This window comes from Stenotrophomonas sp. YJH_SMC_4 (genome assembly GCF_059371575.1).
In genome coordinates, this window is the sequence record NZ_JCAFUR010000015.1 from 58,496 (window position 1) to 69,677 (window position 11,182).

An 11,182-nucleotide genomic window follows, 5' to 3' on the forward strand; every position below is an offset into this window, starting at 1 on the left:
CGGAAAGGGATCCGACCCACCCTGCCTGATCCTGAATGGCTACGCTAAAGTCACACCGCCTGCGTCCCCGACTGACATACCGTTTACGGGCAACACGCGACACTGGACTTCGACCCGAGGCAAAGGACCCCCGCATGAGCAAGCTGACTGTAATCACCGACCGCGCTCTGGAGCGCGCCCTGGAGCTGGCCCACACCGCCGGCGATGGCCTGAAGAGCGCCGGTGGCAGCCTGCGCAACGCGGACTGGATCAAGACCGGCGCCGCCCTCGGCGCAGTAAAGACCGGCGGCAAGGTCGCCACCAAGTTCGCCCGCCGCAACCCGGCCGTGACCATTGCCGCGGCTGCCGTCGGCGTCGGCCTGCTCGGCTATGCGCTGTACCGCAAGCAGCAGAAGAAGAAGGCTGCCAATGGCCACGTGGTGAATGGGCAGGCGCAGCGCATCAACGCACGCGACCGCCGCAACGACACCGTGGTGGACGAGCACAGCGATATCGGCAGCGACGCCTGAGTGTGACCGACCGGTTCAGAGCCCTTCCTGCGGAAGGGATCTGAACCCGGGCCGGGGCCGGATGCCGCGAGGTATCCGGCCCTTTCTGTTTCAACCGATCTGCCGCCACTGCCCCGGCTGCAGGTCGTCCAGCCGGTAGGGCCCCATCGCCACCCGCACCAGCCGCAGCGTTGGCAGGTTCACTGCGGCGGTCATCCGCCGCACCTGGCGGTTGCGGCCCTCGCGGATCGTGATCGCCAGCCAGGCATCGGGCACGGTCTTGCGGAAGCGCACCGGCGGATCGCGTGTCCACAGCGACGGCGCCGGATCGAGGCGCTCGATCTTCGCCGGCAAGGTCGGTCCGTCGTTCAGCTCGACGCCGTCGCGCAGCTGTTGCAGCTGCTCATCGCTGGGCGTGCCTTCCACCTGCACCCAGTAGGTCTTGTCGGCCTTGTGCCTGGGATCGGTGAGCTTGTGCGCCAGCGTGCCGTTATCCGTCAGCAGCAGCAGGCCCTCGCTGTCATGGTCCAGGCGGCCCGCGGCATACACGCGCGGCGGCAGGCCGAACCCGGCCAGGGTCGGCCGCGCCGGCACGCTGCGGTCGGTGAACTGGCAGAGCACGTTGAAGGGCTTGTTGAAGGCGATCAGCATTGCGGGCACGGCAGTCGGCGGGTGGGGCATTGTCCCATTCCCGCATCGCCGCCGCGATCACCACTCAGCCGAAGACCTTCCTTTCCATCAACAGCGCAACGAGCACCACCACGGCGCCGCACGTGGCGGCAGCGTTGGCGCGATACCGTAGCCGCGCTACCGGTGGGCAGGCCCTGCGCGCACGTTCGTCCCACAGGCAGCCCACGAGCAGCACCGCAAAACCTGCCGCCGCCACGAGATCATGCACGTGACCCGCATGGAACACGAAGTCGTACAACCGCGGCAGCGCCATCAATGCGAAGGCGAAGTACAGCACTTTCTTCAACAGCACACTCCATTGGTGGCAGCGCCGGGCATTGCCCGGCCGCTACCCATTCCGCCCAACACCGCGCTGCGCGCTCACCAGGCACGGCCCGGCGCCCCGCTTTACGGCTTGATGAAGCGCAGGGTCATGCGGTCGCTTTCGCCGATCGCCTGGTACTTCGCATCGTCGGCCTTGTCGTGCTGGTTGGTCGGCGGCAGCGTCCACACGCCGTTCGGGTGGTCCTTGGTGTCGCGCGCGTTGGCGTTGACCTCGCTGCGCGCGTCCAACCTGAAGCCGGCGGCCTCGGCCATCGCGATCACCTGCTGCTGGCCGACATAGCCGGTGTCATCGTCGTCGGCCACGTCGGCCTTGGCGCGGTGCTCGACCACGCCCAGCACGCCGCCCGGCTTGAGCACGTTGAAGAAGCCCTGGAACATGCCCTGCGCCTGGCCGGCCTTGCGCCAGTTGTGCACGTTGCGGAAGGTCAGCACCACATCGGCTGAACCGGCCGGGCCGAACACCGGCTTGGCCGGATCGTAGGCCACCACGGCAGTCTTGCCGAACTGTGCCGGTGCAGCGGCGTACTTCTTTTCCAGGCTGTCGCGGCTGCGCTGCTGGTAGTCGCGTCCACGGCCTTCGGGCACCGCCATCGGATCGACAACGGCGGCAACGTAGTGGCCCTTGTCGTGCAGCAGCGGCGCCAGGATCTCCGAGTACCAGCCGTTGCCGGGGGTGATCTCGATGACGGTCTTTTCCGGCGTCACCTTGAAGAACGACAGCGTCTGCGCCGGGTGGCGGAAGCCGTCGCGCTTGACGTTGTTGGCATCACGGGTGGGTGCCTTCACCGCCGTGTCGATGGCCGGCGACACCTGGATCTTCGCCGGCGCCACCGTGGCCGGTGCGGCGAAAGCGGGAACAGCGGCAAACAGGGCCGAAGCAAGCAGCAGGCGGCAACCACGCAGGGACGAAGCAGGCATCATCGGAGCGACTCCAGCGGAAGATGCGGCGAGACTAGCAGCCGCGGCGTCCCAGGTGTTCACAAAACGTTAGCTGCGTGCGTATCGCGGAACACTGTTTTGTGGTCGCCGCCGCAGCACGGTCACACTACGCGTTTTATTCTGGAGCACTTCCCTCAAGGAGTCCGTGCCCATGACGGCAACCCGCGAACTGGGCCGTTCCGGCCTGCATGTACGTCCGCTCGCCTTCGGTGGCAATGTGTTCGGCTGGAGCGCCGATGAGAAGGCCAGCTTCGCCCTGCTCGATGCCTTCGTCGACGCCGGCTTCAACCTGGTCGACACCGCCGATGTGTATTCGGCCTGGGTGCCGGGCAATGCCGGCGGCGAATCGGAGACGCTGATCGGCAAGTGGTTTGCCCGCAGCGGCAAGCGCGACAAGGTGGTGCTGGCGACCAAGGTGGCCAAGTGGGCCGAACGCCCCGGCCTGACCCCGGACAACATCAATGCGGCGGTCGAGGATTCGCTGCGCCGCCTGCAGACCGACGTGATCGATCTGTACCAGGCCCACGAGGATGACGAGTCGACGCCGCTGGAAGCGACCCTGGCTGCTTTCGGCCGGTTGATCGAAGCTGGCAAGGTGCGTGCGATCGGTGCTTCCAACTACAGCGCCACGCGCCTGGCCGATGCGCTGAAGGTGTCCACCGACTACAAGCTGCCGCGTTACGAAACCCTGCAGCCGGAGTACAACCTGTATGACCGCGCCGGCTACGAAAAGGAACTGGAACCGCTGGTGCAGCGCGAACAGATCGGCGTGATCGGCTACTACGCGCTGGCCAGTGGCTTCCTCAGCGGCAAGTACCGCACGCCGGCCGATGCGGCCAAGAGCCCGGCGCGTGGCGAGAACGTGGTGAAGCGCTATCTGAATCCGCGTGGCCTGCGCATCCTGCAGGCACTGGATGACGTGGCCAGCAAGCACAACGCCAGTGCCGCGCAGATCGCACTGGCGTGGCAGATCGCACGGCCGTCGATCACCGCGCCGATCGTCAGCGCCACCAGCGTCGAGCAGCTGCACGATCTGCTGGCGGCGGCCAACGTGTCGCTGAGCGTGCAGGATGTCGCGCAGCTGGATGCCGCCAGCGCCGAAGCGTGAGGGCCGGTAGTGCCGGCCGCTGGCCGGCATTGCACGCATACCCAAGAAAATAATTGCACAAAATGGTTGCGCACGACTAAATCGTGGTTTATCGTGCGCACCTCGTTTCAACAACCACTGGAAACTTCCCTTGAACGCGCATTCCGTCGCCATCGCCAAACTGCTGCCATGCCTGCGCATGGACGGGCCGGCGCGCGCGTTCGGCAAGGAAGACCAGCTGACAACGGCCTGATACCCGCCCTGCGGAGATCGGCCACCCCGATCTCCGAGGCCTGACGACGCCCTCGGAACGCAAGTCCCGGGGGCGTTTTCGTTTGCGTCGACACAAGGACCCGCGATGCCAGAACTGCACCCCGCGCGGCGACCCGCCGCTCACTGACCCAGGCTTTTCCCGCCCCGCCGAAGGATTTACTTCGCGCGACTGGCAGCGCCTGGACATTATCTGCATCGCATCAGAACATTATCGCTCGCCGATAATGTCGGTGGCCTGCACCCTCGATTATCCAACGGCCCCGTTTCAACCACGGGCTGGTGCGCGCGGCGTTGCCGTGGCGTATGCCGGAGGTCGCGGACATGCCATCGCCTGGATCGCCTGCTGGAGGCAGGCACCGGTTCGCCGGTACGCGGTTCGATTCCGCGCGGTCCCCAACTGGATAGCTCAGCTTGGTCAGAGCAACGGATCCGTAATCCGTCTGTCGTGGGTTCGATTCCCACTCCAAACCACATGACCTGTCACGTCATGACTTGAAGCAACACCCGGGGCGCAAGCCCCAGCGGCCATCGTCGCCGTCCACCGACATCGCCTTCGGGCAGGAACGTGGAAGGCAACGGACCGCACGCCGGGCCCCGGCCCGCCGCCACTGCCAGCCACGTTCCGCACCGGTGCTGCCTGCCGGGAACGACGATGGCAGCACTGCCGGCGCATCGAAGGCTCCGCGCGCGGACCGTCCGCCGATGGCCGCCCTCTTCCGCTGCCTGCACGTGATGTGCAGGCAGCCTCGCCACGACCGGATCGACCCGGGTCATGGCGATTCATCCGCAACGGGTCGAACCACCAGAGCCATACAAGGAGAGACTCCCATGTTCTGGACCATCAAGGTCGTGATCGGCGACGGCGAGCGCGGCCTGGTGTATCGCAACCGTCGTTTCCAGCAGATCCTGCTGCCGGGCGTGCACCGCCTGTCGCCGTTCGGCGGCCGGCCGCACGTGGACATCCACACTGCATCGAAGGGCGCGGCCTACACTGGCAGCGACCAGGACAGCCTGATCGAAGCGCTGGGCGCACAGCTGGACACGCACTTCGTGCTGGCCAACGTCGGCGCCAGCGAGGTCGGCCTGTTGCTGCGCAACGGCCGCATCGATGAAGTGCTGCCGCCGGGCAGCCGCCGTCTGTACTGGCGCGGTTCGGTCGATACCCAGGTGCAGGTAATGGCGTTGGGTGACGAGCCGCGCATTCCGGCGGACGTGCAGCAGCGGCTGGGCCAGCTGGGCGTGCTGCCGCGTGTGGCGGTGATCAGCACGGTGCCGAGCGAGTCGGTCGGCCTGCTGTTCATCGATGGCACGCTGCGGCAGACGCTGGACGCCGGCCTGCACGCGTTCTGGAACTTCAACGGCAACGTGTCGGTGGAGCGTGTGGAACTGCGTGCACGTTCACTGGACGTGTCCGGCCAGGAACTGCTCAGCCGCGACAAGGTGACCCTGCGGGTGAACCTGGCCGCGACCGTGCAGGTGGTCGACCCGGTGCGTGCGCACCGCACGCTCAGCAATGCCGATGAGTTCGTCTACCGGCAGCTGCAGTTCGGCCTGCGCCAGGCAATTGCCGCGCGCAGCTTGGACGAGCTGCTGGGTGACAAGGCGGCACTGGACGGCGAGATCGCTGCGCATGTGCAGGCGGCGATCGAAGGCCACGGCGTGCGCTTGCTCGGCGTCGGCATCAAGGACGTGATCCTGCCGGGCGAGATGAAGGAGATCCTCAACGGCGTGGTGCTGGCCGAAAAGCAGGCCCAGGCCAGCGTGATCCGTCGCCGCGAGGAGGCCAACGCCACGCGTTCGCAGCTCAACACCGCAAAGCTGATCGAGGACAACCCGGTGCTGATGCGCTTGAAGGAGCTGGAGGCACTGGAGAAGGTCACCGAGAAGATCGACACGCTCACCGTGTTCGGCGGCCTGGATGGCGTGCTGAAGCAGCTGGTGACGATCAGGTAGGGGTAGCGGTGGCGCAGGGACGCGCCGCCGGCCCATCAATGACATTAAGGAAGACATGGACACTCAACAGAACTATCAATGGCTGCATGCCGAGGGCACCACGCCGATCAAGGGCTGGGTCAACGGTGTGCCGCTGGAAGCGCAGGCGCATGAGCAGCTGCGCAACATCGCTGCGATCCCGTTCGTCGGGCCGTGGGTGGCCGTGATGCCGGACGTGCACCTGGGCAAGGGCGCGACCGTAGGCTCGGTGATCCCGACCCGCGGGGCGATCATCCCGGCCGCGGTCGGCGTCGACATCGGCTGCGGCATGGCGGCGGTGCGTACCACGCTGCGCGCCGATGACCTGCCCGATGACCTGCGGCAGCTGCGCAACAGCATCGAGCGCAGCATCCCGGTCGGCAATGGCCGTGGCGGCGAGCATCACCGCATGCCCGACAGCATCCACACCCGGCTGGTGCAGTCCGGGCTGGCCGCCGGCCTGGAGAAGATCAAGGACAAGCACCGCCGCATCCGCACCGACAAGCTGGACCACCAGCTGGGTACGCTGGGCGGCGGCAATCACTTCATCGAACTGTGCCTGGACGAGACGGACACGGTGTGGGTGATGCTGCACAGCGGCTCACGCGGTACCGGCAACCTGATCGGCACCTACTTCATCGAGAAGGCGCGCGAGGAACTGGCCCGGCGCGTGCTGGGCTTCCACCTGCCGGACAAGGACCTGGCGTTCTTCATGGAAGGCGAGCCGCTGTTCGATGACTACGTCGAAGCGGTGTCGTGGGCGCAGGACTACGCCCGGCAGAACCGCGAGGCGATGATGTCGCGCGTGCTGGCCGAGATGCGCCACCGGCTGCCGAAGTTCCAGCTGGCAGCGATGGCGGTGAACTGCCACCACAACTACGTGCAGAAGGAGATGCACAACGGCCAGGAACTGCTGGTGACGCGCAAGGGCGCGGTCAGCGCGCGTGAGGGCGAGCTGGGCATCATTCCCGGCAGCATGGGCACGCGCAGCTACATCGTGCGCGGCAAGGGCAACGCGGACAGCTTCCACAGCTGCAGCCACGGCGCCGGCCGGGTGATGAGCCGTGGCACGGCGCGCCAGCAGATCACGCTGGCCCAGCACCGCGAGGCCACCGCGCATGTGGAATGCCGCAAGGACAGCGGCGTGCTGGACGAGTCACCGGCCGCGTACAAGTCGATCGACGATGTGATGGCCGCGCAGCTGGACCTGGTCGACGTGGTGCACACGCTGCGGCAGGTGCTGTGCGTGAAGGGGTAATGGAGCGGTGCCGACCAAGGCCGGCCTCTACCAGAGCAACACGTCGCGTCGGGGGTCAGATCCCTTTCTGCGAAAGGGATCTGACCCCGGCACATTCAGCGCGGCACGCTGTCTTCGGCCACCAGCGCATGGTGCACGCCGATGCCCGCGCGCACGCCTTCGGCCATGGCCAGGGTGATGTTGCCCACCGTGGTCGCATCGCCTGCGGCATACACGTTCGGCACCGAGGTGTGCTTCATCGCATCGACCTCGATCAGCACGCCCAGCGGGCTCTCGACCAACGTGCAGCCCAGCTGCTGCACCAATGGCGTGGCCATCGCCTGGGTGGCCGGCACGAACAACGCACGCTGGGCGATTCGGCGGCCGTCGGCCAGCTCCACTTCCAGCCAGGTCGGCTGGTCGCCCTGCACGCCCAGCACGGGTGACGTCTCGATCTGCACGCCGCGCTGCTGCATGGCGGCGCGTTCCTCATCCGTGATGTCCAGTCCCATGCTGAAGAACGTGACATTGCCCCAGTCCGCGAACAGCGGCGCCTTGCTGGCGGACATCGGATGACCGCCAAGCAGGCCAATGGCACCACCACCCACTTCATAGCCATGACAGTACGGGCAGTGCAGCACGGTGCTGCCCCAGCGCTCGGCGAGGCCCGGCAACGCCGGCAACTGGTCGGCAACACCGCTGGCGAGCAGCAGCTTGCGCGCGGCCAGCACCTGGCCATCGGCGGTGCGGACTTCCACGCCTTCGGCGCTGGCGGTGGCCTGCACGGCTTCGGCATGCACCCAACGCACCGTGGGGTAGTCCAGCAGCTGCTGGCGCGCCGTCTTCAGCAGCTCGGCGCCACTGATGCCATCCAGCCCGAGCACCCCGTGCGAATGACTGGCGAAACGGTTGCGCGGCGAACCTGCGTCGATGACGGTGACCGGGCGACGGGCACGGGCCAGGATCAGGCCGGCGGCAATGCCGGCATAGCTGCCGCCGACGATGAGCACATCAGGATTCATGGTGACCTTCCAGGGAACGGTGATGGGCGAGATGGCGGGCGAAGTCGGCGCCGAGCTGGTCCAGCGTGGTCGCCTGCAGCCGCGCTTCGAGCAGGCGCTGCGCTTCGCGCGCCCCTTCGAGCAGGGCGCTGTTGACCAGCCGCTGGATCGGGCAGCCACCGCCGGAGTCGCGGGCGCCGACCTGGACCAGCGGTGGTGCGCCCACCGCCAGGTAGATGTCATGCAGGGTGATCGCCGCGGCGTCGCGTGCCAGCAGGCTGCCGCCGCCGTGGCCGCGGGTGCTGCGCACCAGGCCGGCCTTGTGCAGCTGTGCCAGCAGGCGACGGATCACCACCGGATGCGTCGGCAGGCAGGACGCCAGCTGCTCGGACGTACGCGGGGCGGCATGGCCGACCAGGTGCGCCATCACATGCAGGGCGTCAGACAGTGGATTTGCGGATTTCATGTAACAACGATAGTTACATTTAAATTCTCTGTCGAGGGTCTTCTTTCGTTCCATATGGACACATTTGTCCTATGAAACATCCCCTTCACATCACTAAACGAAACGGTAATGTGATGAGCGTCGCACTTCAGACGCATGGGGACAGGTCGATACCGCATTGCCCCTTCCCGAGAGTCCCTTCCATGAAAGCGTCTGTCCGTGCTCCGCGCCTGCAGTCCAAGCTGCTCGGCGCGGTTTCCGTTGGTCTGGCCGTGGTCCTGCTGTGCGCATTGGCGGGCTTGGCCTCCGCCTGGTTGAAGTTGTCCACCGAGGTTCCACCCGAAGTCGCGCACAGCCGCGACGCCGAACGCCTGCAGCGCGAGTTCCGCGGCCAGGTGCAGGAATGGAAGAACGTGCTGCTGCGCGGCCACGACGACGCGCTGCGCCAGCGCCATCTGGACGCCTTTGACAGCGAGGGCCGCCTGGTCGAGCAGCTGGCCAGGGGCCTCGTAGCCAGCCCGGACATACGCACGCGCGAACTGGCGCAGTCCTTCATCGGCCTGCACACGCAGCTGCAGAAGGACTACCACGCCGCCCTGCAGGCGTTTGCGGAAGCCGGCTACGATCCCGCCGCCGGCGACAATCTGGTGCGTGGCAAGGACCGCCCGGTGGCGACCGCACTGGATGCGCTGAGCACGCATGCCACGCAGGTGGCCGAAGCAACCGTAGCGGCGCGGTCGCAGCAGGCGCGGCAGACCCTGCTGCTGTGCGCGGCGCTGACCGTGCTGGCCGCCGTGTTGCTGCTGATGGGCCTGGCCTGGTGGCTGCGGCGCGCGGTGGTGCAGCCGGTGCTGGCGGTGGAAGCCGCTGCGCGTGCCGTGGCCGCCGGTGATCTGCAGCACGTGGTGCAGGTGCGCAGCCGCGACGAGATCGGTCGCCTCGCGCAGGCGATGCAGGCGGTGCAGTCCACGCTGCGCGGCGTACTGGACGCACAGGCGACGATGGCGCAGGCGCATGACGCCGGCACCATCAGCCATCGCATGGATGCCAGTGCGTTCCCGGGCGCGTTCGGCACCATGGTGGCCGACTGCAACACGCTGGTTGACGCGCACATCCAGGTGAAGATGCGCGCGATCTCGATCATGGGCCGCTATGCCGTCGGTGACCTCAGCCAGGACATGGAACGCCTGCCCGGCGAAAAGGCCGTGATCACCAACGCGTTGGATACGGCCAAGGCCAATCTCGGCATGATCAACGGCGAGATCCGCCGCCTGGCCGAAGCCGCCGCCGCCGGTGACTTCAGCCAGCGCGGCGACAGCGCACGCTTCGAGCATGATTTCCGCGCAATGGTCGACGGCTTGAACCGATTGATGCAGACCACCGAACTGAACCTCGGCGAGGTCTCCAGCATGCTGCGCGCGATTGCCGATGGCCGCCTCGGCGCGCGCATGCACGGTGATTTCCAGGGCGTGTTCGCGCGTATCGCCGGCGACGCGAACACCACCGCTACGCAGCTGGCAACCATCGTCACCGACATCAAGCACGCCTCCGGCAACATCCACACGGCGGCGGCGGAGATCGCCGCCGGCAACAACGATCTGTCGCGCCGTACCGAACAACAGGCCGCCAACCTGGAAGAGACGGCGGCATCGATGGAGGAACTGACCTCCACCGTGCGCCAGAACGCCGAGCATGCGCGCCAGGCCAACCAGCTGGCGATCGGCGCGCACACCGTTGCCTCTCACGGCGGCAGCGTGGTCGGCCAGGTGGTGAGGACGATGGGCGCGATCGAAACCTCGTCGCGGCAGATCGCCGAGATCATCAGCGTGATCGACGGCATCGCCTTCCAGACCAACATCCTGGCGCTGAACGCCGCGGTGGAAGCGGCACGCGCCGGCGAGCAGGGCCGCGGCTTCGCGGTGGTTGCCAGCGAAGTGCGCACCCTGGCACAGCGTTCGGCGGCAGCCGCGAAGGAGATCAAGGCGTTGATCGAAGCGTCGGTGGAACAGGTCGGCCACGGTGCACGGCGCGTGCGCGAGGCCGGTGACACCATGGCCGAGATCGTGGCGTCGGTGCAGCGTGTCACCGACATCATGGCCGAGATCTCCGCCGCCTCGCAGGAGCAGAGCGCGGGCATCGAACAGGTCAGCCAGACGGTGATCCAGATGGACGGCACCACCCAGCAGAATGCCGCGCTGGTGGAGGAAGCCAGCGCCGCCGCGCGCAGCCTGGAGCAGCAGGCGAACCGGTTGATCGACGCGGTGGATGTGTTCGATCTGTCGACCACCGCCGCAGCGAAGGACGCGCTGGCGCGCGCGGCCTGATTGATCCGGTTGCCGGCCAGCGGCTGGCAACCCCGCCACCACATGGGTAGCGCCCGACCGTTGGTCGGGCGATGGCAGGGGCCGTGCGGACCAACGGTCCGCACCCACCGTAACCTGCGGTAGTGCCGGCCGCTGGCCGGCAACCCCATCACCACATGGGTAGCGCCCGACCGTTGGTCGGGCGATGGCAGGGGCCGTGCGGACCAACGGTCCGCACCCACCGTAACCTGCGGTGGTGCCGACCGCTGGCCGGCAACCCCACCACCACATGGGTAGCGCCCGACCGTTGGTCGGGCGATGGCAGGGGCCGTGCGGACCAACGGTCCGCACCCACCGTAACCTGCGGTAGTGCCGGCCGCTGGCCGGCGACCCCACCACCACATGGGTAGCGCCCGACCGTTGG

General features: G+C 67.3%; 10 protein-coding genes and 1 tRNA gene. 6 read left to right on the forward strand and 5 right to left on the reverse strand.

Annotated features, from left to right (window positions below; translation table 11 throughout):
• The first annotated feature begins 134 nt into the window (after positions 1 to 134).
• Positions 135 to 509, forward strand: a complete 375-nt coding sequence (locus AC5P9F_RS16820) for a hypothetical protein (RefSeq protein WP_005411574.1) — start codon at positions 135 to 137, stop codon at positions 507 to 509.
• 90 nt (positions 510 to 599) lie between these two features.
• On the opposite strand, the gene AC5P9F_RS16825 is transcribed toward AC5P9F_RS16820, so the two are convergent.
• The 3 genes from AC5P9F_RS16825 to AC5P9F_RS16835 form a co-directional block, all read right to left on the reverse strand.
• Positions 600 to 1,139 (reverse strand): pseudouridine synthase, encoded by a 540-nt coding sequence (locus AC5P9F_RS16825; RefSeq protein WP_012481576.1) that lies wholly within the window; start codon positions 1,137 to 1,139, stop codon positions 600 to 602.
• A 64-nt stretch (positions 1,140 to 1,203) separates the two neighbouring features.
• Positions 1,204 to 1,470 carry a hypothetical protein gene (locus tag AC5P9F_RS16830; protein ID WP_012481577.1) on the reverse strand — a complete coding sequence of 89 codons (267 nt, stop codon included), beginning with the start codon at positions 1,468 to 1,470 and terminating at the stop codon, positions 1,204 to 1,206.
• 95 nt (positions 1,471 to 1,565) lie between these two features.
• A complete protein-coding gene (locus AC5P9F_RS16835; protein ID WP_049418666.1) occupies positions 1,566 to 2,423 on the reverse strand; it encodes a class I SAM-dependent methyltransferase in 858 nt (285 codons plus the stop codon).
• A gap of 169 nt (positions 2,424 to 2,592) precedes the next feature.
• Here AC5P9F_RS16835 and AC5P9F_RS16840 point away from each other — a divergent pair, with 169 nt between their 5' ends.
• From AC5P9F_RS16840 to AC5P9F_RS16855, 4 genes are all read left to right on the forward strand, one after another.
• Complete coding sequence (locus tag AC5P9F_RS16840) at positions 2,593 to 3,549, forward strand: aldo/keto reductase (RefSeq protein WP_012481579.1); 957 nt, start codon at positions 2,593 to 2,595, stop codon at positions 3,547 to 3,549.
• A gap of 649 nt (positions 3,550 to 4,198) precedes the next feature.
• Positions 4,199 to 4,272: transfer RNA gene (locus tag AC5P9F_RS16845), tRNA-Thr, on the forward strand.
• Between the two features lie 357 nt (positions 4,273 to 4,629).
• Positions 4,630 to 5,754: a slipin family protein gene (locus tag AC5P9F_RS16850; protein WP_005411579.1), complete on the forward strand. Its 1,125-nt coding sequence runs from the start codon at positions 4,630 to 4,632 to the stop codon at positions 5,752 to 5,754.
• Positions 5,755 to 5,809: 55 nt separating this feature from the next.
• Positions 5,810 to 7,030 carry an RtcB family protein gene (locus AC5P9F_RS16855; RefSeq protein ID WP_274849962.1) on the forward strand — a complete coding sequence of 407 codons (1,221 nt, stop codon included), beginning with the start codon at positions 5,810 to 5,812 and terminating at the stop codon, positions 7,028 to 7,030.
• 95 nt (positions 7,031 to 7,125) lie between these two features.
• Here AC5P9F_RS16855 and AC5P9F_RS16860 read toward each other — a convergent pair whose 3' ends face one another.
• Both AC5P9F_RS16860 and AC5P9F_RS16865 read right to left on the reverse strand, forming a co-directional pair.
• Positions 7,126 to 8,031, reverse strand: coding sequence for an NAD(P)/FAD-dependent oxidoreductase (locus AC5P9F_RS16860; protein WP_043034464.1), 906 nt, complete (start codon positions 8,029 to 8,031; stop codon positions 7,126 to 7,128).
• A complete protein-coding gene (locus tag AC5P9F_RS16865; RefSeq protein WP_024958520.1) occupies positions 8,021 to 8,476 on the reverse strand; it encodes an Rrf2 family transcriptional regulator in 456 nt (151 codons plus the stop codon). Before AC5P9F_RS16865 ends, AC5P9F_RS16860 begins: the two co-directional genes overlap by 11 nt.
• Positions 8,477 to 8,658: 182 nt before the next feature.
• Here AC5P9F_RS16865 and AC5P9F_RS16870 point away from each other — a divergent pair, with 182 nt between their 5' ends.
• A complete protein-coding gene (locus tag AC5P9F_RS16870; RefSeq protein WP_111189046.1) occupies positions 8,659 to 10,779 on the forward strand; it encodes a methyl-accepting chemotaxis protein in 2,121 nt (706 codons plus the stop codon).
• The last annotated feature ends 403 nt before the right edge of the window (positions 10,780 to 11,182 follow it).

Coding starts and splice junctions, on each gene's coding strand:
- AC5P9F_RS16855 (WP_274849962.1), top strand. CDS start 5,810: ATGGACACTCAACAGAACTATCAATGGCTGCATGCCGAGGGCACCACG.
- AC5P9F_RS16825 (WP_012481576.1), bottom strand. CDS start 1,139: ATGCTGATCGCCTTCAACAAGCCCTTCAACGTGCTCTGCCAGTTCACC.
- AC5P9F_RS16840 (WP_012481579.1), top strand. CDS start 2,593: ATGACGGCAACCCGCGAACTGGGCCGTTCCGGCCTGCATGTACGTCCG.
- AC5P9F_RS16870 (WP_111189046.1), top strand. CDS start 8,659: ATGAAAGCGTCTGTCCGTGCTCCGCGCCTGCAGTCCAAGCTGCTCGGC.
- AC5P9F_RS16860 (WP_043034464.1), bottom strand. CDS start 8,031: ATGAATCCTGATGTGCTCATCGTCGGCGGCAGCTATGCCGGCATTGCC.
- AC5P9F_RS16835 (WP_049418666.1), bottom strand. CDS start 2,423: ATGATGCCTGCTTCGTCCCTGCGTGGTTGCCGCCTGCTGCTTGCTTCG.
- AC5P9F_RS16850 (WP_005411579.1), top strand. CDS start 4,630: ATGTTCTGGACCATCAAGGTCGTGATCGGCGACGGCGAGCGCGGCCTG.
- AC5P9F_RS16820 (WP_005411574.1), top strand. CDS start 135: ATGAGCAAGCTGACTGTAATCACCGACCGCGCTCTGGAGCGCGCCCTG.
- AC5P9F_RS16865 (WP_024958520.1), bottom strand. CDS start 8,476: ATGAAATCCGCAAATCCACTGTCTGACGCCCTGCATGTGATGGCGCAC.